General features: G+C 67.9%; 25 protein-coding genes, 1 tRNA gene and 1 pseudogene. 14 read left to right on the forward strand and 13 right to left on the reverse strand.

The annotated features are described in order from the left end of the window. Positions 1 to 35: 35 nt before the first annotated feature. The 5 genes and pseudogenes from gshB to rdgB all read right to left on the reverse strand — a co-directional run bounded on the left by gshB (position 36) and on the right by rdgB (position 4,334). Entirely contained in the window at positions 36 to 980 is a 945-nt protein-coding gene (gshB, locus tag AAC050_RS05755) for a glutathione synthase (RefSeq protein ID WP_339914106.1), read from the reverse strand. 168 nt (positions 981 to 1,148) lie between these two features. Continuing rightward, a pseudogene (locus AAC050_RS05760) lies at positions 1,149 to 1,544 on the reverse strand (YraN family protein); the annotation flags it as partial. Beyond that, positions 1,541 to 2,428, reverse strand: a complete 888-nt coding sequence (gene rsmI / locus AAC050_RS05765; protein ID WP_339914107.1) for a 16S rRNA (cytidine(1402)-2'-O)-methyltransferase — start codon at positions 2,426 to 2,428, stop codon at positions 1,541 to 1,543. The pseudogene AAC050_RS05760 and the gene rsmI, both read right to left, overlap by 4 nt. A 93-nt stretch (positions 2,429 to 2,521) precedes the next feature. Beyond that, positions 2,522 to 3,691 (reverse strand): radical SAM family heme chaperone HemW, encoded by a 1,170-nt coding sequence (gene hemW, locus AAC050_RS05770; protein ID WP_339914143.1) that lies wholly within the window; start codon positions 3,689 to 3,691, stop codon positions 2,522 to 2,524. A 40-nt stretch (positions 3,692 to 3,731) separates the two neighbouring features. Continuing rightward, complete coding sequence (gene rdgB, locus AAC050_RS05775) at positions 3,732 to 4,334, reverse strand: RdgB/HAM1 family non-canonical purine NTP pyrophosphatase (RefSeq protein ID WP_339914108.1); 603 nt, start codon at positions 4,332 to 4,334, stop codon at positions 3,732 to 3,734. A gap of 437 nt (positions 4,335 to 4,771) precedes the next feature. Here rdgB and AAC050_RS05780 point away from each other — a divergent pair, with 437 nt between their 5' ends. From AAC050_RS05780 to AAC050_RS05790, 3 genes are read left to right on the forward strand one after another with little or no spacing between them, the layout of a single operon-like run. Continuing rightward, complete coding sequence (locus tag AAC050_RS05780; protein WP_339914109.1) at positions 4,772 to 5,371, forward strand: DUF2975 domain-containing protein; 600 nt, start codon at positions 4,772 to 4,774, stop codon at positions 5,369 to 5,371. 23 nt (positions 5,372 to 5,394) lie between these two features. Further along, positions 5,395 to 5,634 (forward strand): helix-turn-helix transcriptional regulator, encoded by a 240-nt coding sequence (locus AAC050_RS05785; RefSeq protein WP_339914110.1) that lies wholly within the window; start codon positions 5,395 to 5,397, stop codon positions 5,632 to 5,634. Further along, positions 5,634 to 6,203, forward strand: a complete 570-nt coding sequence (locus tag AAC050_RS05790) for a Smr/MutS family protein (protein WP_339914111.1) — start codon at positions 5,634 to 5,636, stop codon at positions 6,201 to 6,203. Before AAC050_RS05785 ends, AAC050_RS05790 begins: the two co-directional genes overlap by 1 nt. Here AAC050_RS05790 and AAC050_RS05795 read toward each other — a convergent pair. After that, on the reverse strand, positions 6,200 to 7,216 hold the full coding sequence (locus AAC050_RS05795) for an adenosine kinase (RefSeq protein WP_339914112.1): 1,017 nt from the start codon (positions 7,214 to 7,216) through the stop codon (positions 6,200 to 6,202). The genes AAC050_RS05790 and AAC050_RS05795 overlap by 4 nt on opposite strands. A gap of 95 nt (positions 7,217 to 7,311) precedes the next feature. On the opposite strand from AAC050_RS05795, the gene AAC050_RS05800 reads away from it, so the two are divergent. Further along, positions 7,312 to 8,181, forward strand: coding sequence for a transporter (locus AAC050_RS05800; protein ID WP_339914113.1), 870 nt, complete (start codon positions 7,312 to 7,314; stop codon positions 8,179 to 8,181). Here AAC050_RS05800 and AAC050_RS05805 read toward each other — a convergent pair. The 3 genes from AAC050_RS05805 to nth form a co-directional block, all read right to left on the reverse strand. After that, positions 8,178 to 9,476, reverse strand: a complete 1,299-nt coding sequence (locus tag AAC050_RS05805; protein ID WP_339914114.1) for a M20/M25/M40 family metallo-hydrolase — start codon at positions 9,474 to 9,476, stop codon at positions 8,178 to 8,180. The two genes, AAC050_RS05800 and AAC050_RS05805, sit on opposite strands and share 4 nt — an antisense overlap. Before the next feature lie 122 nt (positions 9,477 to 9,598). Then, positions 9,599 to 11,875, reverse strand: coding sequence for a nitric-oxide reductase large subunit (locus AAC050_RS05810; RefSeq protein ID WP_339914115.1), 2,277 nt, complete (start codon positions 11,873 to 11,875; stop codon positions 9,599 to 9,601). 90 nt (positions 11,876 to 11,965) lie between these two features. Next, positions 11,966 to 12,679 (reverse strand): endonuclease III, encoded by a 714-nt coding sequence (gene nth / locus AAC050_RS05815; protein WP_339914144.1) that lies wholly within the window; start codon positions 12,677 to 12,679, stop codon positions 11,966 to 11,968. Between the two features lie 164 nt (positions 12,680 to 12,843). Between nth and AAC050_RS05820 the strand changes: the two genes are divergently transcribed. From AAC050_RS05820 to AAC050_RS05845, 6 genes are all read left to right on the forward strand, one after another. Then, positions 12,844 to 13,962 (forward strand): HlyD family secretion protein, encoded by a 1,119-nt coding sequence (locus AAC050_RS05820; RefSeq protein WP_339914116.1) that lies wholly within the window; start codon positions 12,844 to 12,846, stop codon positions 13,960 to 13,962. Beyond that, positions 13,959 to 15,569, forward strand: coding sequence for a DHA2 family efflux MFS transporter permease subunit (locus AAC050_RS05825; protein WP_339914117.1), 1,611 nt, complete (start codon positions 13,959 to 13,961; stop codon positions 15,567 to 15,569). Before AAC050_RS05820 ends, AAC050_RS05825 begins: the two co-directional genes overlap by 4 nt. Beyond that, entirely contained in the window at positions 15,569 to 16,168 is a 600-nt protein-coding gene (locus AAC050_RS05830) for a TetR/AcrR family transcriptional regulator (RefSeq protein ID WP_339914118.1), read from the forward strand. Before AAC050_RS05825 ends, AAC050_RS05830 begins: the two co-directional genes overlap by 1 nt. Before the next feature lie 87 nt (positions 16,169 to 16,255). Next, positions 16,256 to 17,011 (forward strand): creatininase family protein, encoded by a 756-nt coding sequence (locus AAC050_RS05835; protein ID WP_339914119.1) that lies wholly within the window; start codon positions 16,256 to 16,258, stop codon positions 17,009 to 17,011. A gap of 42 nt (positions 17,012 to 17,053) precedes the next feature. Beyond that, entirely contained in the window at positions 17,054 to 17,557 is a 504-nt protein-coding gene (locus AAC050_RS05840) for a phasin family protein (RefSeq protein WP_339914120.1), read from the forward strand. Positions 17,558 to 17,614: 57 nt separating this feature from the next. Continuing rightward, a complete protein-coding gene (locus tag AAC050_RS05845) occupies positions 17,615 to 17,779 on the forward strand; it encodes a hypothetical protein (protein ID WP_339914121.1) in 165 nt (54 codons plus the stop codon). A gap of 3 nt (positions 17,780 to 17,782) precedes the next feature. Here AAC050_RS05845 and AAC050_RS05850 read toward each other — a convergent pair whose 3' ends face one another. From AAC050_RS05850 to tsaD, 3 genes are read right to left on the reverse strand one after another with little or no spacing between them, the layout of a single operon-like run. Further along, positions 17,783 to 18,160 carry a Rieske (2Fe-2S) protein gene (locus tag AAC050_RS05850; protein ID WP_339914122.1) on the reverse strand — a complete coding sequence of 126 codons (378 nt, stop codon included), beginning with the start codon at positions 18,158 to 18,160 and terminating at the stop codon, positions 17,783 to 17,785. Beyond that, positions 18,160 to 19,158, reverse strand: a complete 999-nt coding sequence (locus AAC050_RS05855) for an NAD(P)H-dependent glycerol-3-phosphate dehydrogenase (RefSeq protein WP_339914123.1) — start codon at positions 19,156 to 19,158, stop codon at positions 18,160 to 18,162. Before AAC050_RS05855 ends, AAC050_RS05850 begins: the two co-directional genes overlap by 1 nt. 11 nt (positions 19,159 to 19,169) lie before the next feature. Further along, entirely contained in the window at positions 19,170 to 20,309 is a 1,140-nt protein-coding gene (tsaD, locus tag AAC050_RS05860; protein WP_339914124.1) for a tRNA (adenosine(37)-N6)-threonylcarbamoyltransferase complex transferase subunit TsaD, read from the reverse strand. Between the two features lie 47 nt (positions 20,310 to 20,356). On the opposite strand from tsaD, the gene hemC reads away from it, so the two are divergent. The 4 genes from hemC to metK all read left to right on the forward strand — a co-directional run bounded on the left by hemC (position 20,357) and on the right by metK (position 23,569). Then, the gene (gene hemC, locus AAC050_RS05865) at positions 20,357 to 21,307 is read left to right on the forward strand and encodes a hydroxymethylbilane synthase (protein WP_339914125.1); all 951 of its coding nucleotides are present in this window, start codon (positions 20,357 to 20,359) and stop codon (positions 21,305 to 21,307) included. A 2-nt stretch (positions 21,308 to 21,309) separates the two neighbouring features. Beyond that, a complete protein-coding gene (locus AAC050_RS05870) occupies positions 21,310 to 22,011 on the forward strand; it encodes a uroporphyrinogen-III synthase (protein ID WP_339914126.1) in 702 nt (233 codons plus the stop codon). Between the two features lie 41 nt (positions 22,012 to 22,052). Continuing rightward, positions 22,053 to 22,128 (forward strand) — tRNA-Thr (locus AAC050_RS05875). Between the two features lie 247 nt (positions 22,129 to 22,375). Next, positions 22,376 to 23,569, forward strand: a complete 1,194-nt coding sequence (gene metK, locus AAC050_RS05880) for a methionine adenosyltransferase (protein WP_339914127.1) — start codon at positions 22,376 to 22,378, stop codon at positions 23,567 to 23,569. On the opposite strand, the gene AAC050_RS05885 is transcribed toward metK, so the two are convergent. Then, positions 23,566 to 23,796, reverse strand: coding sequence for a hypothetical protein (locus tag AAC050_RS05885; protein WP_339914128.1), 231 nt, complete (start codon positions 23,794 to 23,796; stop codon positions 23,566 to 23,568). The two genes, metK and AAC050_RS05885, sit on opposite strands and share 4 nt — an antisense overlap. Positions 23,797 to 23,844: the final 48 nt, after the last annotated feature.

Raw genomic sequence — 23,844 nt, forward strand, 5'->3', positions numbered from 1 at the left:
TTTCAGTATAACCCCGCCCTGCGCCGCCGCGGATGTCACCCCGCCCGCTTCGCCTCGATCGCGTCCCACATCAGGGCGGCGGCGTCGACGCCGCTGAAGGCCTTGAGCTGCTGGGCCCCGGTCGGGGAGGTGACGTTGATCTCGGTCAGCCAGTCGCCGATCACATCGATGCCGACGAAGATCAGGCCGCGCGCCTTCAGCGTCGGGCCGATGGCGGCGCAGATCTCGCGGTCGCGCGCGGTCAGTTCGACCGGGGCCGCGGTGCCGCCGACGTGCAGGTTCGAGCGCACCTGACCGGCCGCCGGGATGCGGTTGATCGCTCCGACCGGCGCGCCGTCGACCAGCAGGATACGCTTGTCGCCCTGCGACACCGCCGGCAGGAATTTCTGGATCACCAACGGGTCGCGGCTGCCGACGGCGTGGATCTCGATCAGGGCTTCCAGATTGGGATCGTCCGCCTTCAGCCGGATCACGCCCGAGCCCCCGGCCCCGTGCAGCGGCTTCAGCACCACATCGCCGTGCTTCTTGTGGAAGGCGACAAGGGCGACCGGGTCCGAACTGATCAGGGTCGGCGGGGTCAGGCCGGGGAATTGCGTGACCAGCAGCTTCTCGGGCGCCGAGCGCACCTCGGCCGGGTCGTTGACCACCAGGGTCTTCGGATGAACCGTCTCGAGCAGATAGGTGGCGGTGACATAGGCCATGTCGAACGGCGGGTCCTGGCGCATCAGGATCACGTCAACGTCTTCACCGAGGTCCAGCCGCACCTCCGCACCGAAGGTCACATGGTCACCGGCCACGGCCCGCAGGGTCACGGGTCGGGCCCGGCAGAACAGTCGGCCCTCCTCCAGCGCCAGGGTGCGGAAATCATAGACCCACAGCGGATAGCCCCGGTCCTGGGCTGTCATCGCCATCATGAAGGTGGTGTCCGCCAGGATGTCGACCGCCTCCATGGGGTCCATCTGGATCGCGACCTTGAGCATGGAGTCTTCCTTTATGGCGCGGCCATCGTGGCGGGGAGTTTGGATGATCCGGGTGTCGGACCGTCCCTATGTGACCGGCGGCCGCCCCGGTCTCAAGGGGGAGGGGGTGTGACGACCCAACATTGTTTGCGCCGCCAGACCGTCAGGCCCGTCGCTGTCGATGTCGATGTCGCGAACATGGCGAGGAAGCCGCCCGGGGGCCAGCGCCACCAGATCCAGCCGCAGGGTCAGGCCCGCCAGACCCGGCCGTCCGCGCGCCACCGCCTGACCCGAGGCGCGCAGCCGCGCCAGCTGTTGCGGGCCCAGGGCGGTCAGGGCGGCGTCCAGCGTGGCGCGGCGTTTGACCTCAACCACGGCCAACACCCGCCCGCGCCGCGCCAGAATGTCGATCTCTCCGGCCCGGCTCTTCAGACGAAAGCCCAGGATTTGATAGCCCCGGCTCATCAGCCACAGGGCGGCCAGCCATTCGCCGGCGTGACCGCTCCGGTGCGCCGCCTGCCCCGACGCCCGCCGCCGACCCGAAACGGGCCGCACCGGAGCCGGAACGGGGCGCAGTCGTTTCATCCCCGCCCCTGCAGCTCCAGCGCCCGCTTGTAGAGCGGCTTGCGCGGCAGGTTCAGCGCCTTCGACACTTCCGCCGCCGCCTCGCCGGGGGCCAGCCGGGTCATGGCCTCGGCCAGGGCCGCGTCGACGTCGGCCTCACTGGCCACCTCCATCTCGCCGGGGCCGATGACGACGACGATCTCGCCCTTGGGGCCCTGACAGCGTGGATCGACAGCCAGCTCGGCCAGGGTGCCGCGCACACATTCCTCATAGAGTTTGGTCAGTTCGCGGGCCACGGCGGCCGGGCGCGGGCCCAGCACCGCCGCCATATCAGCCAGGCTGCCCGCCAGTCGCGGCCCGCTCTCGAAGAAGACCAGCGTCTGGCGCGCCGTGCGCAGCTCTTCCAGCATGGTCCTGCGCGCCCCCGACCTGGGCGGCAGGAAACCGGCGAACAGCACCCGGTCGGCCGGTAGTCCGGCGATGCACAGCGCCGCCAGCAGGCTGGAGGCCCCGGGGATCGGATGCACCGGCAGGCCCGCCGCGATCACCGCCCGGGCGACAACGAAGCCGGGGTCATTGACCATCGGCGTGCCGGCGTCCGAGACCAGCGCCACCACCTCGCCCGCCTGCAGCCGTTCGATCGCCCCCTCGGCCGCCCGGGCCGAAGCATGGTCGTCGCACCGCTCCAGCTTCGCCTTGATGCCGTAGGTCGACAGCAGCTTGCCCGTGACCCGCGTGTCCTCGGCCAGCACCAGATCCGCCGCCGCCAGCACATCCAGCGCCCGCAGCGTCATGTCACGCAGATTGCCGATCGGCGTCGCCACCAGATACAGGCCGGACGCGACAGGACGCGGCGGCGGGGCGGTCGGCGGAAATGGCGCGGGATCTTGGCTGGAATCTGGCATCGCCGGGACCGTGCCAGTGGCGGGGTGCGGGCTCAAGGGCAGAGCAAGAAAGGTTCAACACCACTCCCTCTCCCGCCGGGAGAGGGTCGCGGCTCACACCAGCAGCGCCCGCAGCACCCCGTCCAGCACCGGCCGCCCTGCTGCGGTGGCTACCACCCGACCTGCCGCCATCGTCAGAAACCCGTCGGCGATCAGTCCGGCCAGCGGGCCCGCCGTCACGCTCCGGTCCAGCACCGCCAGATATTCCAGCGCCACCCCCTCGACCGTGCGCAGGCCCAGCAACACCCGCTCCTCGGCGGCGGCGCGCGGGTTCAGGGTTTCGTGGTCGCGCCATGGTGTGCCCGCCGCAACGCCGGCGACATAGTCGGCGATGCCGCGATGGGCGACGGTGGCGGTGCGCGCGCCCTTGAGAGTCAGCCGCCCATGCGCCCCGGGGCCGAGGCCCAGATAGTCGCCGCCGCGCCAGACATGCAGATTATGGGCCGAGCGGGCCGCGACGCCACGCCCGTGGTTGGACACCTCATAGGCGTCGAAGCCCGCGCCCTCGAGCACCGTCTGGGTCACCTCATACAGGGCCGCCGCCAGGTCTTCGCCCGGCGGGGTCCAGCTGCCGCGCGCCACGGCCCGGCCGAAGGCTGTCGTCGGCTCTATGGTCAGCTGATAGGGCGAGACATGTTCGAACCCCATGTCGAGCGCCTCGGTCAGCTCGGCAGTCCAGCCCTCGACGGTCTGGTCGGGACGGGCATAGATCAGATCGATCGACAGCCGGTCGAAGGCCCGGGCGGCCACAGCGACGGCACGGCGCGCCTCGTCGGCCGAATGGTTGCGTCCCAGGAATTTCAGCGCCGCATCGTCCAGCGCCTGCACCCCCATCGACAGCCGGTTGACCCCGGCGGCGGCCAGGGTGTCAAACCGCCCCGCCTCGGCGTCGGTCGGATTGGCCTCCAGACTGATCTCGATCTCGCCGCGCGGCGGGAACAGGGCCTTCGCCCGGGCGATCACCGCCGCCACCGCCACCGGGTCCATCAGCGACGGTGTGCCGCCACCGAAGAAGATCGAGGCGAGGCGGCGCGGTCCGGTCAGGACCGCCTGGGCCTCAAGGTCAGACAGGATGGCCGCCGCCAGTCCGGTCTGCTCCTCGGCCCGGCCCCGCTCGCGCACGACGTTGAAGTCGCAATACGGGCAGATCCGCGCGCAGTACGGCCAGTGAATATAGAGGGCGACGTCATCTCCAGGGTCGCTATCGCGATGCGCGCGGCGCATCGCTGCCTGAGCGACGTCAGAGCCGGGGTGGAGCGGGACGTCAGTCAATCAGCGCCGCCTTCAGCTTCTCGAACGCCCGGGCCCGGTGGCTCATGGCATCCTTGGCCGTCGGCTCCATCTCGCCGAAGGTCTGGTCATGGCCGTCGGGAATGAAGATCGGATCATAGCCGAAGCCCCGGTCGCCGCGCGGCGGGAAGGTCAGCTGGCCGTCGACCCGGCCCTCGACCACAACGCACGGCCCGTCCGGCCAGGCCACAGCCAGGGCCGAGGTGAACCAGGCGCTGCGGTCCGGGGACCCGACCTCTTCCAGCCGTTCCTCGACCTTGGCCATGGCCAGGGCGAAATCCTTGTCCGGCCCGGCCCAGCGCGCCGAAAAGATGCCCGGGGCCCCATCCAGCGCCGCCACAGACAGGCCCGAGTCGTCGGCCAGGCTGACCTGACCGGAAACCGCCGCCGCATGGCGTGCCTTCAGCATGGCATTGCCGGTGAAACTGCTCTCGGTCTCGTCGGGTTCAGGCACATTCAGGGCCGCCGCCGTGACGATCTCGTAATTTCCATCAAGCAGCGCCGCGATCTCGCGCGCCTTGCCGGGATTATGGGTCGCCGCGACCAGTCGCATTCCCTTGATTAATTTCAGATTCATTCCGATCACGCCCTCGCAACAATTCCTTGCCAAAGTTTAATATCGTTAAACGATATGTAACATGACTTCCAGCACGGCACGACCTATCTATTTGATCAAGAACGGAGGCCGCAACGTTCTCCCGGTTGCCACCAAGAGCAACAAACCTGCTGCGGTTAACTGAATCGAGGGCATAAATTGTCCCGGTTATTTCGATGGAGACAGACAATGAACACCATGAGCGCATCCTTATGGATGGAAAAGGTCGGACACGGCATCATCAACGCCGCCCTGCTGGCCGCCTTCCCGACCGCCCTGGTCGCCTGCCTTGTTCAGGCGTTTTGATTGCCGACCACTTTGACGCCACCCTCAAAGCCCGCGATGTATAGATCCGCGTGTGGGTCAGCCGGACCCCACGCGGCAATCACCGCCCCTCTCCCGGCCTGAGGTTCGACCGTATGCGCCGCCCGACGATGGCATCTCTCGGGTCCCGCCTGCCGGGTCACGGATTCCGCGCCCCGAACCTGAAGGCCCTCGGACCAGGCTCGGTCGCCAGCCTGCTCAAGATCGCCCTCGACGTCGCCTATGTGCTGCTGGGTCTGATCACCAGCGCCCTGATCGTCGGCTTGATCGCCGCCATCTTCGTTCCCCTGGCCAACCTCAACATCACCGTGACAGACGATTCCGGCGGGCTGCAACAGCCCCTGACCCGCCCCCTGCTGCTGTTCGCCCTCGGCTCGGCCGCCGCCTTCTTCGGCAGTTTCATGCTGATCCTGCGCAGCCTACGGATGATCTTCCGCACCCTGACGGTCGGTGACCCGTTCCAGCCCGCCAATGTGCGCCGCCTGCGCCAGATCGGCCTGATCCTGGCCGTGGTCACCGGCGGTAAATGGCTGGCCCAAAGCCTGATCGCCGAGCGTCTGGCCCCCGGCATCATGACCCCCCAGGGCTTCACCGACCTGCTGACGCCGATTTTCTCCGTCCTCGTCGTCTTCGTGCTGGCCGAGGTGTTCCGCGAAGGTGCCCGCCTGCGTCGCGAATCCGAACTGACTATTTGAGCGTGATTGGATAGATTCCCGCCATGGCCATCCGCATCCAGCTCGATCGCATCCTGCTCGAACGGCGCATGTCGCTGACCGAGCTGGCCGACCGCGTGGGCGTCACCCTGGCCAACCTGTCGATCCTCAAGACCGGCAAGGCTCGCGCCATCCGTTTCACCACCCTCGACGCCCTGTGCCGCGAGCTGAACTGCCAGCCGGGCGATCTGATTGTGCATGAACCGGGGCCCGCCACCGTCAGCTTCGACGACGACGAGTCCTGATGGTCGCCCGGCGCGGTGGAGATCTGACCGGCGAGGACCGGCGCATCTGGGCCCGGGTCACCGGCTCGGTCGCCCCGGCCCGTCCGCTCAAGGCCCCGCGCATCGCTGTCGCGGGTCCGCCTCCGGTCGACCCGACCGCGTCGGGCCTGGCGCGACCAGCTCCCAAACCGGCGTTAAAGCCCGCCACCGGATCCGCCCCGCTCTCCCGCCCGGCCCTTCAGACCGCGACCCCGCGGGGTGTGCCCGAGGTGCTGGAGCCACGGCGTCAGCGCCGCCTGTCGCGCGAACGCGATCCGATCGAGGCCCGAATCGATCTGCATGGCTATGGTCGTTTCCAGGCGCAGGATGCGCTGACCGCCTTCCTCACCGGGGCCCAGGCGCGCGGCTATCGTGCGGTGCTGGTCATCACCGGCCAGGGTCGGCGCGGCGGCACCGGGGTGATCCGCGGTTCGGTCCATGAATGGCTGACCGGCCCGACCTTACGCGGGGTGGTGTCGGGCTTCGCCGCCGCGGCCCGTCACCACGGCGGGGACGGGGCGCTGTATGTGACGCTGAAGCGGCCGGGCTAGGCCGCGAGCTTCAGCCCGGCCGCTACGGCCAGCCGCTCGAGAGAGGTCATGGGCCGGGGGCCCCAGTGGGCGATGACCTCGGCGGCCGCCAGCGAACCGAGGGCCCCGGCCTCGGCCAGGGACAGACCACGGGCCAGACCTAGCAGGAAGCCCGCCGCATACTGGTCACCGGCCCCGGTGGTGTCGACGACCTTGCCGACCGGGGCGGCCGTTACCGCGACCCGCTCGGACCCACGCACGATAACCGAACCGTCCGCGCTGCGGGTGATGGCGGCGGTTTCGACGATCGCCGCCAGCTGTCCGGCGGCAGCCTCAAAATCCTCGGTCTCGAACAGGGCGAGGAGTTCGCTCTCATTGGCCAGAACGATGTCGGCCGAGGCCGCAATGAAGGCCAGCAGTTCAACGCGCCAGCGCCCGACGACGAAAGAATCCGACAGGGTGATGGCCACCTTGCGACCGGCGGCGTGAGCGGCTTCGGCGGCGGCCACGAAGGCGGCGCGGGCCGGGACCGGGTCGAACAGATAGCCTTCCAGATACAGAATGGCGCTGTCGGCGATCACGGCCGGATCGATGTCGGCCACGGTCAGCTGGTTGGCCGCGCCGAGGAAGGTCGACATGGTGCGCTGGGCGTCGGGGGTGACGTTGATCAGGCAGCGGCCGGTGCCGGCCCCGCCGCTCAGGGCCGGAGTGTCAAAAGTCACACCGGCGGCGCGAATGTCATGGGTGAAGACCTGGCCCAGGGTGTCGTCGGCGACCTTGCCCAGATAGGCGGCGCGCCCGCCGAACGAGCCGACGCCCGCCACCGTATTGCCGGCCGATCCGCCCGAGGCCTCGACCCCGGCGGCCATCGCGTCATACAGGGCCGCACTCTGGGCCTCATCGACCAGCGACATCGAACCCGGGGTCAGGCCCTGGGCGGTCAGGAAGGCGGGGTCACACGGAGCGAGAACGTCGACGATGGCATTACCGACAGCACAGACGTCATGGCGGGCAGGGGTGTTTGTTTGGGTCATGGCGCGCCCCTTAGCGGGCGCGGACGCAAATGGCCAGACAGGGACAGGCCGACGCACGGTTGCGGGCACCCCCGGTTTCGGGTCAGGAGACGATCATGACCCGTATCGCCCTGCTGACTCCCGACCCCACCGATCCCTCCTATGCGAGCAAATGGCCCGGCGTGCGCGACCGTCTGTCGGCGGCCCTGGCGGGGGCCGGGATCGAGGCCGTGGCCACACCCTGGACCGATCACGTGACCGGTGCTGCTGGCCTGACCGGGTTTTCACTGGTCCTGCCGATGATCGTCTGGGGTTATCACCGCGACCATCCGCGTTGGCTCCAGGCCTGTGCGACCTGGACCGCAGCGGGGCTGCCGCTGGCCAACCCGACGTCGGTTCTGGCGTGGAATTCGGACAAGGCCTATCTGGGTCGCCTCGCCGGGCGTGGCGTGCCGATGCCGGAAACGATCTGGAGTGACGCCGTCACCACTGCCACGGTCGTCGCCGCCTTCGACACCACCGGGGCCGAACGGCTGATCGTCAAGCCGACCGTCTCGGCCGGAGCGTGGCAGACCCAGCTCGTGTCGCGCGGCCAGATCCCGACCGACCTGCCGACGGAAGCGGCGATGATCCAGCCCTATCTGCCGACCATCGAAACAGCCGGCGAGACCTCGCTGATCTTCTTCGGCGACCGCTTCAGCCATGCGATCAACAAACGCCCGGCCACCGGCGATTTCCGCATCCAGGACCAGTACGGCGGTCTCTACACCCCCCTGGTCCAACCCCCGGCCGCAGCCCTGGCCCTGGCGCAACAGGTGCTGGCCGCCATCGACGAGCCCCTGCTCTATGCCCGCATCGACATGGTGCCGGACGGCGACGGGCGCTGGCTGCTGATGGAGGCCGAACTGATCGAGCCCGACATCTATCTGGACCATGCGCCCGACGGCGGAGCCGCCTTCGCCCGCGCGGTGCGGGCCCGGCTCTAGCGCGGGTCGTCGAGGCTGAGCCGCGACACCAGCACCGCCGCGCGCAGGGCCTGACGGGCCAGACTGTCCAGATCGACCCATTCGCCGTCGGCATGGGCTCCGCCCCCGGCCACACCCAGACCGCCCAGGGTATCGACGTCCTGGGCCACAAAGCCGCTGTCGGCGGCCCCGCGTCGACCGGGGTCGAACTCGGCCATCAGCGGCAGGTCGAGGTCGCGATTGACGGCGTTGAGCCGCACCAGCAGGGCACGGTTGCCGTCGGTCGGGGCCATCGGCGGATAGCCGCCCTCGCCGAACTCCAGCGTCGCGTCGGTCTGTGGCAGATGAGCGGCGACAATGGCCTGCATCCCGGCCCGGACGCGCTCGTCCTGATCACGGGTCAGGGTGCGCAGGTCGCCGCGGGCGATGGCGGTTTCGGCGACGATATTGGTCTTGCCCGAGGCGGTGACACTGAAGCCCTCGGCGTCGATCGCCGCGGGCGTGCCGCCGGCGATCACGCCGACATTGAAGGTCGCATTGGGCTCCTGCAGCTCACGCTGAAAGGCGTCGAGAATGCGGGTCATCTCATAAATCGCGCCATAGCCCAGCGTCGCATTGAACACGCCGCTGGAATGGCCAGTCACGCCGGTCGTGGTCAGGGTCCAGTTGGATGAACTGCGCCGCGCGACCGTACCGAACTCCTGTCCGTCATCCACGGCCAGGTTCTCGAACTCCAGTGCATAGTCGGCCGCCTGCCCGGCCGCGATCAGGTCGCGTCTGGCGATCGTCGCCGGCGCGCCGATCCGCTCCTCGTCTCCGGTCAGGACGATGGTGACATTGGCCCGATCCAGCTGCCCGGCCGCCTGCATCGCCCGCATCGCCGCAATGATGACCACGACCCCGCCCTTGTCGTCACCGATGCCGGGTCCGACCGCGCGGTTTCCCTCCCGAACGAAGGCCTGAAACGGCCCGTCTGCCTCAAACACGGTGTCGAGATGTCCGATCAGCAGCACATTGCGCCCGGGCCCCGGGTGGGTGGCGATCAGATGACCGGCCCGCCCGGTCTCGGCCATATCGACCCAGCGTACGGCAAAGCCCAGCGGCACCAGCTCGGCCTCAACCATCTCCCCGACGGCGCGCACACCGGCCAGGTTCAGTGTGCCGCTGTTCTGGTTCACCAACCGTTCCAGCAGGGCGATGGAGCGCTCCCGCTCCTGGGCCACCGTCTGCGCCATGGCGCGTTCGGCGTCACGGACCTGAGCATGAGCCCCGACGGGCAGGACCAGCAGACACAGGACGACGAGGATCAGGCGCATTGGAGACTCCCCCGGAAAACCGACCCCAGACCTCCCCCATGCGACGCGTAGAGTAAAGGTCCGGGACCAGATCCGGCCGGACCGTCGTCAGCCCCGTCGAGGGGCGGGGCCGATGGCCGCCCTCACCGTTTGCGCGCCCCCATCACGGCCTGAACCAGGAAGACGGCGAAGGCAAAGACGCCGACGCTGAAAACGATGTCGCCAGGAACGCGAACCCAGACCAGAGTCTCCATCAGCGGGCTGTGAATGAACTCGGCACTGCGGGCAAAGGCATAGTCGCGAGTGAAGCTGGCATGTGCCTGCAGCAGGCCCTGGGGCAGCAGCGACAGGAACACCATCATCGCCAGGCCGATATTGAGGCACCAGAAGCTGATCGCCAGCAGCCGGTTGTTCCAGCGCGTCGGGTCGGTCAGGCCGCGCAGGCAGAACAGCATCAGGCCGAGGCCGAGCATACCATAGACCCCGAACAGGGCCGCGTGGGCATGGGTCGCGGTCGTGTTCAGCCCCTGCATGTAATACAGGGCCAGCGGCGGATTGATCAGGAAGCCGAACAGGCCGGCCCCGATCAGATTCCACACCAGCACGGCGGCAAAGAACATGAACGGCCAGTGGTAGACCTTCTGCCAGTCGGCCACCGCCGAGTGCTGCGCCCGGCTGTAGGCCTCGAACCCCACCACCATCAGCGGCACCACCTCCAGGGCGGAGAAGACGCTGCCCAGGGCGATCACGGCGACCGGGGTGCCACTGAAATACAGGTGGTGAAAGGTACCGAGAACGCCCCCGGCCAGAAAGATCAGGGTGGCGAACAGGACCGAAGTTGTCGCGACCGAAACCCGGACCAGTCCCATGCGGACGAACAGGGCGGCGACAATGGCGGTGGCGAACACCTCAAACACCCCCTCGACCCACAGATGCACCACCCACCAGCGCCAGTACTCCATGATCGAAATGTGAGTGTGCTGGCCATAGACCAGCCCCGCGCCGAACAGCAGGCCGATGGAGACGGTCGCCAGCACCACGAGGTACAGCAGTGAGCGGCTCTGTTTTTCCCGAAAGCTGGGCCACATCCCGCGCAGGACCAGGGCGACCCAGAGTAGCAGGCCGATGAACAGCCAGGCCTGCCAGAACCGGCCCAGGTCGAGATATTCATAGCCCTGGTGACCGAACCAGAAATTGATCTTCAGATCCGGAATCATCCGGTTGATCGCCAGCCACTCACCGGCGAACGACCCGACGACGATGGCCAGCAGGCTGACCCAGAGGAAATTGACCCCGGCCACCTGCCATTTGGGATCGCGCCCACCCAGCAAGGGGGCCACATACAGGCCTGTGGCCAGCCAGGCCGTGGCGATCCACAGCACCGAAAGCTGGGTGTGCCAGGTGCGGGTCAGGGCATAGGGGAAATAGTCCGCCAGCGGCAGACCGTAGAGACCCTGGCCCTCGACCGCATAGTGGGCGGTGACGATGCCCAGACCGATCTGGGTCACAAACAGTGCCACGACCACCACGAAATATTTGAGGGTGGCCCGCATCGACGGGGTGATTACGACCCCCGCCATAAAGTCCGTCGTGGCAAAGCCCGTTTCCGGCTCGCCGTCGCGACGCCAGATGTCGAACTCCCTGGCATAATACCAGACCAGAGCACCGATCCCGGCCAGCAGCACGAAGATCGAGATGAAGGTCCACATGAATATCTCGCCCCCGGGCGTATTGCCGACCAGGGGCTCGTGCGGCCAGTTGCTGGTGTAGGTGATCTCCTGGCCGGGTCGCTGGGTGGTCGCGGCCCAGGCGGTCCAGAAAAAGAAGGCGTCCACGGTCCGGGCCTCCTCGGCCGACAGGGTCGCGTGCACCGGCATGGCGTACTGCACGCGCAGGGCCTGCCCCTGAGGCGAGCCGGCCTCAAACAGATCCGAAAAATGGGTGCCGACGGCAGTGATCGCCTCGCTGCGGGCCTCGCTAACGGTGACAACCCCTGTCTGCGGGTCATAGGTGTTGGTGCGCATCTCCTGACGCAGCAGGGCCTGCAGCCGCGCCTGCTGAGGAGCCGCCAGGGTAGCGTAGGCGTCACGGCCTTCATCGCGCGCCAGAATGTCCAGCAGGGCCAGCGCCTCGCGGTGCAGCCAGTCGGCGCTCCAGTCGGGCGCGACATAGCTGCCGTGACCCCAGATCGAGCCCTGCTGCATGCCCCCCATGGACTGCCAGACGTTCTGGCCGCGCTCGATTTCAGCCCGACTGTAGACCGTCTCGCCAGACGTGGACACGACGGCCGCGGGAATCGGTGGCTTCAGCTGATAGATCTGATGGCCGAAATAAATCAGCGTGCCGAACATCAGGATCATCGTTCCGGCGAAGATCAGCCACAGACGGCGGACCGGAAACTGCGCGCTGTAGTGAGCCATGTCTTTCTCCTGAACGGAACGACACTAGGCGATCGGCGTTCGCCGGATTTGATCTGGGTCAACAAGCGGGACTTTAATTCACGACCCCGGTCATCCCGCCGCCGATAGGCCCGACCGTGACGGACACAGATCAGCAATCGGACACCCTGCACAGTTGGGTTTTCGCGCCGTGCAGGTGTAGCGGCCGTGCAGGATCAGCCAGTGATGGGCCTTGGCCAGCCAGGCCTCGGGCACGATCCGGTGCAGCTGGGCCTCGACCTTGTCGGGCGTCGCGGCATTGGCCAGCCCCAGCCGGTGCGAGACGCGGAACACATGGGTGTCGACGGCGATAGCCGGTTCGATGCCCAGTTCGTTCAGCACCACGCTGGCGGTCTTGCGCCCCACACCCGGCAGGGCCTGCAGGTCGGCCCGGTTCAGCGGCACCACGCCGCCATGCTGCTCCAGAACGATCCGGCTCAGGGCGATGACGTTTTTCGCCTTGTTCCGGTACAGGCCGATGGAGGCGATGAAGGGGGTCAGTCCCGCCTCACCCAGGGCCAGCATCTTCGCCGGCGTGTCGGCCACGGCGAACAGCCTGTCGGTGGCCTTGTTGACCGCGACGTCGGTGGCCTGGGCCGACAGGGCCACAGCCACCGTCAGCGTATAGGCGTCGTGAAAACGCAGCTCGGTCTTCGGCTCGGGCATGATCGCTGCCAGCCGCGCGAAGATCATTTCAACCCGGTCGGGATCCGGCGGAAAGACCACGGCCCCCGTCAGTGGTGCGGAGGGTCCGGGTTTGCGGGAACGGGGTTTTGCCTCGGCCATGGTCAAGGCCTTCGCCGCCCCGGCCGCCGCGGTCAAGTCACCCGCCGCGCAGAGTCTGAAACAGGATGTGTTTGCCGACCGGACTACAGCGTTATTGATTTTTGGACGACATAGTCCATTTTAACGTCGATCCTCCCCGATCCTGATATTCCATCGAGTCCGTCATGACTGTTTCGCCCGTACTCAAAAAGCGCCTGCCGCTGATCATCAGCGTCGTCGTCGGCCTCGCCCTGATCCTTGGCGGCACGGTCTGGTGGCTGGGCAAGCAGCGCTGGGAAACCACCGACAATGCCTTTGTCCAGGCCGACACCACCCTCGTCAGCCCCCAGATCGACGGCTATGTGGTCGAGGTGCTGGTGGCCGACAACCAGCGCGTCGAGGCCGGTCAGGTGCTCGTTCGACTGGACGACGCCGATGCCCGGGCACGGCTGTCCGAAGCCGAAGCCAGTCTTCAGGCCCTGATCGCCGCCGTCGGCAATGTCGACGCCCGCGCCGCGCAGGAGCAGGCCCTGATCGCCTCACGTGCCGCCGGGGTGGCCCAGGCCCGGGCCCAGGCCGGACTGGCCAGTGCCCAGGTCGACCGTTACGGCAAATTGGCCGAACAAGGCTGGGTCTCACAGCAACGCATCCAGACGGAACAGGCCGGGGCCGAGACCGCCCGGGCCGGCGTGGCCCAGGCCCAGGCTGCTCTCGTCGCCGAACAGCGCGCCGCCGCCGTGCTCGGTTCGACCCGTGACCAGAGCCTCGCCGCCGTCGAACAGGCCCGCGCCGCCGTCGACCGGGCCCGTACCGCTCTGGACCGCACCATCGTCCGCGCCCCGGTCGCCGGCGTGGTCGGCGCGCGCGGTGTTCGGCCCGGCCAATACGTCCGCCCCGGGGCCCAATTGCTGTCGATCGTGCCGCTGGGCAACGCCTATGTAGTGGCCAATTTCAAGGAAACCCAACTGGGTCGCCTGCGTCTGGGCCAGAGCGTCGAGATCACCGCCGACGCCTTCCCCAATCAGCCCATCCACGGCCGGATCGACAGTTTCGCCCCGGCCACCGGCTCGGAATTCGCCCTGATCCCGGTCGAGAACGCCACCGGCAACTTCACCAAGATCACCCAGCGTGTCCCGGTCCGGATCGTCGTCGACAGCGCCGCCGGCGCAACCGTGCTGCGCCCCGGCCTGTCGGTCGAGGTCAGGGTTGATCTGAAGAGCGCGGGCGGGGCCAGCTTCGCCGAGGCCGGCACCGGCGACACCCGCCTGGCTGACGCGACGACCATATCGGTCGCCCGGGAATGAGCGCGGCCGTCACCGACGGCTCCGGCACGGCCCCCGCCCAGGCAACCGCGCCGCCGGCCGCAACGCCTGAAATCAACTGGACCTTCCTGCTTCTCGGCTTCGCCGGGATGGTGATCGGCCAGTTCATGGCCATTCTCGACATCCAGATCGTCGCCGCCTCCCTGCCGCAGATCCAGGCCGGCATCGGGGCCAGCGCCGACGAAATCAGCTGGATCCAGACCGCCTACCTGATCCCCGAGGTCGTGATGATCCCCCTGTCGGGCTATCTGTCGCGGCTGTGGGGCACCCAGAAGGTCTTCCTGGCCTCCTGTGCCGGATTCCTGCTGATGAGCGTGGCCACCGGCCTGTCGAACTCGATCGACATGATGATCTTCTTCCGGGCCCTGCAAGGCTTTGTCGGCGGGGCCATGATCCCGACCGTCTTCGCCGTCGCCTTCACCGCCTTCCCGCCCGACAAACGGGTCACTGCCAGTGTGGTCATGGGCCTGATCGTCACCCTTGCCCCGACCGTCGGTCCGACGCTGGGTGGCCACCTGACCGAATGGCTCAGCTGGCGCTGGCTGTTCTTCATCAATGTCGTCCCCGGCATGCTGGTCTTGTTCCTGGTCGGTCGCTACGCCGACTTCGACAAGGGCGACCGGTCGCTGGCCAAGGGATTCGACTGGTTCGGCCTGGGGCTGATGGCCGTCTTCCTGATGAGCATGCAGTTCGTGCTAGAGGAAGGGTCGAAGAACGACTGGTTCGCCGACACCGCCATCCTCGGTCTCGCCGTGGTCGCGGCCATCACCGGCCCTGCCTTCATCTGGCGTTCGCTGACCTATTACAATCCGATCGTCGAGCTGCGCGCCTTCGCCAACCGCAACTTCACCGTCGGCGTCATCATGACCTTCATCGTCGGCGCGGCCCTGTTCGGCGGTACCTTCCTGCTGCCACTGTTCCTGGCGCGGGTGCTCGACTATTCCCCGTCCGAGGTGGGTACCACGATGGTGGTCTCCGGCCTGGCCATGTTCGCCACCGCGCCCTTCGCCGGGCGGCTTGTGCGCAAGCTGGACCTGCGCATCCTGATGTTCTTCGGCTTCATCCTGTGCGCCTGGGGTATGTGGGACGCCCGCATCGTGACCGAGGAGTGGGGTTTCTGGCAGTTCGCCGGCATCCAGGCCATGCGCGGGGCCGGGGTCATGCTGGCGATGATCGCCGCCCAGCAGGTGACGATGTCGACCCTGCCGCCGCACATGGTCAAGAACGCCTCAGGGCTGGTGAACCTGAGTCGCAACGTCGGCGGAGCCTTCGGCCTGGCCTTTCTCAACACCTCCCTGATCACCAACACCGCCGTCCATATGGGCGAGCTGACCGACCGCATCGATCAGTCGAATTTGCAGATGCAGGGCATGCTGGCCGGCATGAGCGAGCGTTTCTCCGGCTCGATCGATCCGGACGGGGCCGCCCTGAAGGCCGTCTGGGGCATGCTGCAGCGACAGGCGACCACCCTGGCCTTCGGCGACGCCTTCGCCATGCTGGCCATCGCCTGCGCCGTTGCCGCCGTGGTTACCCTGTTCGCCCGGCCGGTGAAGACGACGCCCGGCGCCCCCCCACTGGAGGCCCACTGATGTCCCGCGCCGCCGGCCAGATCGACCTGAAGAAGAGCGAGGCCATTCTCGACGCCGCCGCCGAACTGTTCGGCGAAAAGGGCGCGGCCGCGACCATGGACGAGATCGCCCGGCGTGCCGGGGTATCGAAACAGACCCTCTACAATCGCTACGCGTCCAAGCTGGACGTCGGCCGGGCCCTGGCCGGACGGCGCTCGGATGCCGTCACCGCCCCGCTTCGCACCGAAGGCGACCCGCAAACCGTTCTGACGGCCTTCGCCGCCGCCCTGCTGACCAAGGTCTGCGACATCAACAACGGGGCCTCGCTCCGGGCTGTCGCCCTGATCTCGCCCGAAGCGCCCGACATCGCCCGGGCCATCTATGACGGCGGCCCCGGCGAGAGTCTGCGTCGCCTGTCGGCCTGGCTGGCCGACCAGCATAACCGCGGCCTGCTGTGCGTACCCGACCCCGACCATGCTGCGGAAATGTTCTCGGGCATGGCGCTCGGCCACAGCCATCTGCGCACCCTGCTCGGCGTCGACCAGCCCGGGATCGACCATATTCCGCAGCGGGCCCGGGAGACCGCCCGCCGTTTCGTCCGCGCCTTCGCCCCGGACTGAACCTCGTTATCCGGCCTCGGGGTTTGGCCTGAACGCACGAAGGCGGTAGGAGGCCTGAATCCTGCCCGTACCGGAGTACCGCGTCCCATGCTGATCCATCTGTCGTCCTGGCCCGAAATCGACGCTCGTCTGAAAGAAGCCCGAACCGTTGTCGTCCCGATCGGCTCCAATGAGCAGCACGGCCCCACAGGCCTGCTCGGTACCGACTGGATGTGCCCTGAAATCATCGCCCACGCCGCGCACCGGGCCGACGACAGCCTGATCGTCGCCCCGACCTTCAACATCGGCATGGCCCAGCATCACCTGGCCTTCGCCGGCACCATCAGCCTGCGGCCCTCGACCTTCATGGCCGCCATCACCGACTGGATTTCGTCGCTGAGCCGCCATGGCTTCGAACGGATCTATTTCCTCAACGGTCACGGCGGCAACTGCGCCACCATCGACGCCACCTTCGCCGAGATCCATGCGGAATGGAGCTTCGTCGAGGAACAGCCGCCGTTCGTGCTGAAAATGAGCAACTGGTGGGACCTGCCCGGCATCCACAGCCTGTGCAGCTCGATCTTCCCGGTCGGGCATGGCATGCACGCCACCCCGTCCGAGATCGCGGTCACCCAGGCGGCCTATCCCGACCATATCAAGACCGCCGACTATTCACCGAAGATCGCCCCGGTCGGTCCGATCCGCGACGCCCTCGACTATCGTGCCCGCTTCCCCGACGGTCGCATCGGCTCGGACCCGGCCCAGGCCAGTCCGGAAAAGGGTCAAAAGATCATCGACGCCTCGGTCAAGGCCCTGCTCGAGGATGTCGCCGCCTTTTCGGCCGAAGTGCGACCCGGGGTCTAGTCAGCCCTTGCCCGGAACACGAATGCGGCCCAAGGCTCGAACATGACACAGATCGACAAGGCGGCCCGCAACGGCCGACGTATGGCCCGCAACAACCAGTCCGCCGCCGACACGGCCATCGTCGGGGGCGAGATGCTGCACGCCGCCGGCGAGGTCATCGCGGCCCGACTGGAGATCATGGCCGCCGGTCTGGCCGATCCAGGCAAGACCGACCTGAAGGAAATTTCGCTGATGAGTTCGGAAAAGGTCGAGGCTCTGTCAGCCTCGGCCTCGTCCATGACCCGCAATTTCGGCGACCTGTCCGACCGCCTGACCCGGTCGGCGGCCAATGAGGCGCATCTGGCCAGCCGCGCCGCCACGGCCATGGTCACCGCCACCGACCCGGCCACCCTGGCCACCTTGCAGTACAATTATGCACTCGACTGGTGGGGTCGTGCCGCCGGTCAGATGCTGACCCTCAACACCGAGCTACTCAAGGCCCAGGCTGAAGCCCTGCGGCCGATCCACGAGACCGCCGTGGCCAACGCCAAACGACTGAAGTGCTAGGGAACCGACACAGTGGCGCACTCGTTTGAGAGGGGCAACCTCTCAAGGATCACAATCATGGGTCATCCCAACATCGACAAGCCCGCCGACAAACATCCCGGCATGATGGGCGATGGTACCGAAGAACAAAATCTCGGCCAGAAGGGCGATCCGTCCAAGCGGATCTCCGAGGACGAGGTCAAGGACGCCTTCGGCGAGAAACACACCGATAAAAAGCCCTGATCTTTAGGCCGTGCGTATGACGCCGCCGTCGGCGACCACCGGCCACGGCGTCAATTTCGCGCCCGCACAAGGGCCGCCGACACAGGCCCCGGTCAGGGGTGTGAACACGGCCCCGTGCCAGCCACACAGGATCAGATCGCTGCTCGGCGTCAGATAGCGGTCCAGTTCGAGCGCCAGTGGAAAGCCCTGGTGCGGACAGCGGTCGACATAACCGGCCACCTGTCCCTGTTTGCGCACAACGAAACCATGGAAGAAGGCCTCGCCGATCTGCAGCACGAAGCCGCGCGATCCAGGGTCGGCGATATCGGACTCGGCACACAGGGCCACGCCGGGCGGTGTGATCCACACCCGCTTGCGCTCGGCGGGAACGGGTTCACCCATCAGTGACGCTCGACCTTCAGTGGCCGCGACAGCAGATTGCCGATCATCGCCTCCACCGTAGTCTCGCCGTTCAACAGGGCCGCCACCGCTTCCGAGATCGGCATCTCCACCTGCATCCGCGCCGCCAGTTCGCGCACCGCCGGGGCACTCTCATAGCCTTCGGCCACAGACCGCTTGCCGGCCAGCGCCTGCTCCACCGTCTGGCCCTGACCCAGCGCCAGACCCAGGCTCATGTTGCGCGACTGCGGGCTGGAACAGGTCAACACCAGATCGCCCAGACCGCACAGGCCCGCCACCGTCTCCGGCCGGCCACCCATGGCCACGCCCAGGCGTGTCATCTCGGCGAAGCCGCGGGTGATCAAGGCTGCATGAGCACTGCGACCCAGACCGCGGCCTTCACTGATGCCGCAGGCGATGGCCAGCACATTCTTGATCGCCCCGCCGACCTCGGCCCCGATCAGGTCGTCGGCCAGATAGGGTCGGAAGGTCGGGGCCGACAGGGCCTGCATCAGTTTCTGACCCAGAGCCTCATCGGCACAGGCCAGGGTCACGGCGCACGGCAGGCCGCGGGCCACCTCGCCGGCGAAGCTGGGGCCCGACAACACCGCTGCCGGAGCCTGCGGCAGGGTCTCGGCCAGCACCTCGGTCATCAGTTTCAGCGAGCCGCGCTCGATGCCCTTGGCACACAGCACGACCGGCACCCCGGACCGGTGAAACGGCGCGAAGGCGGCCAGGGTGGCGCGCATATATTGCGCCGGCGGCACCGCCAGGATCACATCACAACCGCCCAGATCAGCCAGATCTCCGGTGACCTTCACATGGTCGTCGAGGGTAATCCCCGGCAGGAAGGCCTCATTGATCCGGTGATCGCGGATACTGTCGACGACCTCGGACTCACGCGCGTGCAACAGGGTGTCCAGACCGGCCCAGCCCGTCACCTGGGCCAGGGCCGTGCCCCAGGCACCCGCGCCGATCACCCCTACGGTACGAAATTCCATCCGTGTCTTCCCTAGGCCTTGGCACCCTTGCGGCCCGGCTTGTGCATCGGGTCGCTGAGCGCCTTGTCTTCATCCAGTGGCCAGCGCGGACGCGCCGCCACATCGATATCCGAAACCAGCCCCAGCTGCAGACGTTCCGCCCCGGCCAGGGCGATCATCGCCGCATTATCGGTGCAATAGGCCATGGGCGGAGCCAGAAAATCAAAGCCGTTCTTCGCCGCCGTCGCTTCCAGCACCGCCCGCACGGTCCGGTTGGCCGCCACCCCGCCGGCGACGACCAGCAGCGGCCGGGCCGCAACCGTCCCCCGGACCTCACGCCAGTCCTGCATGGCCCGGTGCGCGCGTTCGGACAGCTGGCGGGCAATGGCCTTCTGGACCCCGGCGGCCAGATCGGCCCGATCCTGCTCGGTCTCGCAGGCCTGGGCCAGACGCGAAGCCGCCGTCTTCAGGCCGGAAAAGGAAAAGTCACAGTCCTTGCGGCCCAGCAGGGCCCGCGGCAGGGCGAACCGTGTGTCGTCGCCCCCCTCGGCCAGCCGTTCCAGCGCCGGTCCACCCGGATAGCCCTGCCCCAGGGCCTTGGCGATCTTGTCGAACGCCTCGCCCGCGGCGTCGTCGATGGTCGAACCCAGCCGGCTCATGTCGCCGATGCCGCGCACCTCCAGCAACTGGCAGTGACCGCCGGACACCAGTAGCAGCAGGAACGGATAGGCGACCTTCTGCCCCAGCCGGGCCGACACCGCATGGCCTTCCAGATGATTGACCGCCACCAGCGGCAGGCCGCGGGCCAGGGCCACAGCCTTGCCGTAGCTCAGCCCGACCATGACTCCGCCGACCAGGCCGGGCCCGGCTGTGGCCGCCACCCCGTCCAGCGCGGCAAAGTCGAGGCCCGCCTCATCCATGGCACGCCGGACCACCCCGTCGATCATCTCGACATGGCTGCGGGCGGCGATTTCCGGCACCACGCCACCGAAGGCCGCATGCTCGTCGATCTGGCTGTACACCACCGAGGACAGCACCGTGGCCCCACCGTCGGTCGACAGCCGCACCACGGCAGCGGCGGTCTCATCGCAGCTGGTCTCGAGTCCCAGCACGGTGAGCGGATGCGCCGGTCCGGTTGCCCGTCCTGCCTCGCTGCTATAGTCCGCGACCATGTTCATCGGGTCCAGCTAACGACCCCTTCCCCGGCACGCAACGCCTCATGACCTTTCCGATCCGCATCGGCACACGCCGCTCCAGACTGGCCCTGACCCAGTCGGGCATGATGCAGCGCGCCGTCGCCACCGCCATGGGCGTGCCCGAAAGCGAGATCGACGCCGCCGTGCCCCTGGTCGAGATCGTCACCACCGGCGACCGGATCCAGGACCGGCGTCTGCTCGAGGTCGGCGGCAAGGCCCTGTTCACCAAGGAGATCGAGGAGGCCCTGCTCGACGGCCGCGTCGACATCGCCGTCCATTCGATGAAAGACGTGCCGGCCGAACAGCCGCCCGGTCTGGCCATCGCCGCCGTGCCCGAGCGCGAGGATGCCCGCGACGCCTTCATCAGTGAGCGTTTCGCCTGTTTCGCCGACCTGCCACAGGGGGCCCGGCTCGGCACTGCCAGCCTGCGGCGTCAGGCCCAGGCCCTGGCCCTGCGGCCGGACCTGCGCATCGAGATGCTGCGCGGCAATGTCGATACCCGGCTGAAACGTCTGACCGACGGCGATTTCGACGCCATCCTGCTGGCCACAGCCGGCCTCAACCGCCTCGGCCGCGCCGAGGTTATTCGCGAACGGCTGTCGCCCGACCAGTTCCTGCCCGCACCGGGTCAGGGGGCGCTGGCCCTGCAGACCCGCGCCGGCGAGATGGGGGCCGCCTGGGTCGCGGCCCTGAACCATCCGCTGACGGCCCTGGCCGTGGCCGCCGAACGGGGAGCCATGACGGCGCTGGAAGGCTCGTGCCGCTCCGCCATCGGGGCCCATGCCACCGTCGACGGCGACCGACTGAAACTGGCGGCCGAAATGCTCAGCCCTGACGGCACGGGCCGTTGGCGGCGGACGGGCGAGATCGACGACATCCATGCCGCCGATGCGGCGAACTGGGCCCGCGCCCTCGGCCTTTCGGTCGGGGCCCAGATCCACGACGCCGCCGGTGACCAGCAGATCGCGCTCTGACCATGACCGGTCCGCGCGCATCCGGTAACCGGGTCTGGATCACCCGCGCCCAACCGGGGGCGGACCGCACCGCCACCAACCTGACCATCCTGGGCTTCCAGCCGATTGTCGCCCCTCTGCTGCGGATCGAGCCCCTCGCCATCGATCCCGATCTGAGCGGAATCACCGCCCTGGCCTTCACCAGTGGCAACGCCGTCACCGCCTTCGCCGCCCTGACGTCCCGGCGCGACTGGCCGGCCTTCACCGTCGGTGACGCCACCGCCGATATCGCCCGCGCGGCCGGGTTTGCCGACGTCCGTTCGGCCAACGGGGCCGTTGCCGATCTGGTCAATCTGATCGCTGCATCCCGGTCTCCCGACGACGGACCGGTCCTGGCCCCCGGCGCGCGCGAACCGGCCGCGGACCTGGCCGCCGCCCTGGCCGGTCGCGTCGCGGTCCGGACCCTGCCTGTCTATCAGGCGACGGAAACCGGCACGGCCCCGCCCGCCGCCTTCGACATCGTCCTGACCCAGTCCCCGCGCGCGGCCCGGGCCCTGGCCGGATGTCTGTCGCCGGAGACGGCCCGCTCCTGTGTGCTGGTGGCCATCTCACCGGCCGCTGCGGCTCCCCTGTCGGCGCTGGATTTCGCCGAAATCCGTATCGCGACCGTCCCGACCGGGGCCGCGCTCATCGCGGCGCTTGGCAACCCCGTCCGGCCCGTATAAACAGCGCTCCTCGCGCCGGACCCTGCCGTCCGGACGCCGAAGCCGCTTTAGCTCAGCTGGTAGAGCATCGCATTCGTAATGCGGGGGTCAGGTGTTCGAGTCACCTAAGCGGCACCATTTTTCTAACCAGGAAATCGTCTTCGCTCTCGGACTGTCCGGGACGGCGGTGAAAAAACAGGTCCACGCGGCCTGTCAGCGCCTCGGCGTCAACCGGCGCAGGCGGCGCAGTCCCTCCGCCGTTTGGCGCTCCCGCAGGCCGGGACGCGCAAAAAACCCTGATGGTCGACGCCTCTCTTGATCATATAAACATATCTTTATATGTTTTGCGGGATACCTGTGCGTTCCCCAAGTCAGGAGCCTTCGCTTGTCCCGTTCTACCTTCCTGTTCACCTCGGAAAGCGTTTCCGAGGGTCATCCCGACAAGGTCGCGGACCGGATCTCCGACACCGTCGTTGACCTGTTCCTGACCAAGGACCCCGAGGCGCGCGTGGCCTGCGAGACCCTGACCACGACCAATCTGGTGGTCCTGGCCGGCGAGATCCGCGGCAACGGCATCATGGGTCGGGACGGCCAGTGGGCTCCGGGCGTGGAACAGGAGATCGAGGCCGCCGTCCGGGCCGCCGTCCGCGACATCGGCTATGAGCAGGACGGTTTCCACTGGGAGACCTTCGAGTTCATCAACCGCCTGCACGGCCAGTCGGCCGACATCGCCGTCGGCGTCGACGCCGCCGGCAACAAGGACGAGGGGGCCGGCGACCAGGGCATCATGTTCGGCTACGCCTCAAACGAGACGCCCGAGCTGATGCCGGCGACGCTGCAGTACAGCCACAACATCCTCAAACGCCTTGCCGAGGTGCGCCACGCCGGCGGTTCCGGCCTCGAACCGGACGCCAAGAGCCAGGTCACCATCCGCTACGAGAACGGCGTGCCCGTGCGCGCCACCTCGATCGTGTTGTCGACCCAGCACGCCAAGGGCCTGAGCGCGGCCGAGGTCGCCGCCATCGTCAAACCCCATATCCTCGCGGTGCTGCCGGAAGGCTTCACCGACGCTGACACCGAATGGCACATCAACCCGACCGGCATCTTCGAGATCGGCGGGCCTGACGGCGACGCCGGCGTCACCGGTCGCAAGATCATCGTCGACACCTACGGCGGAGCCGCCCCCCACGGTGGCGGGGCCTTCTCGGGCAAGGATCCGACCAAGGTCGACCGCTCGGCCGCCTATGCCTGCCGCTACCTGGCCAAGAACGTCGTCGCCGCCGGCCTGGCCGACCGCTGCACCATCCAGATCAGCTATGCCATCGGCGTGTCCAAACCCCTGTCGGTCCACGTCGACCTGCACGGTACCGGCACGGTCTCGGAATCGGTGCTGGAGACGGCCCTGCCGGAGATGATCGGCGGGGCCACCCCGCGCGCCATCCGCGAACATCTGGGCCTGAACCGGCCCGTCTATGCCCGCACCGCCGCCTACGGTCATTTCGGCCGCACGCCGGACGCCGACGGTGGCTTCAGCTGGGAAAAGACCGATCTGGTCGACCGGCTCAAGGCGCTGGTCTAGTCGTCGATTTCGGGCTCGCCGGTCTCCGGTGAGCCTTTCGGCGGCTCCTTGGCCTCGGCCACATGGCGTTGTGGCGGATCCAGCGCCGCACCAAAACCGAACAATGCGGCGGCCATCAAACCCAGGCCTCCCTTGCCCTTCGGCCGCGACCCGGCCACGGACACCGTCGCCCAGATGACCAGGGCGATCAGTCCCGCCCCTGCAGCCCAGCCAATAAGTTCACCCATTTCACCCCTCCGCCGACAGACCTGATCTGGGGCGTCGAACCGATGGAT

The organism is uncultured Brevundimonas sp., from assembly GCF_963974615.1.
Lineage (GTDB): Bacteria > Pseudomonadota > Alphaproteobacteria > Caulobacterales > Caulobacteraceae > Brevundimonas.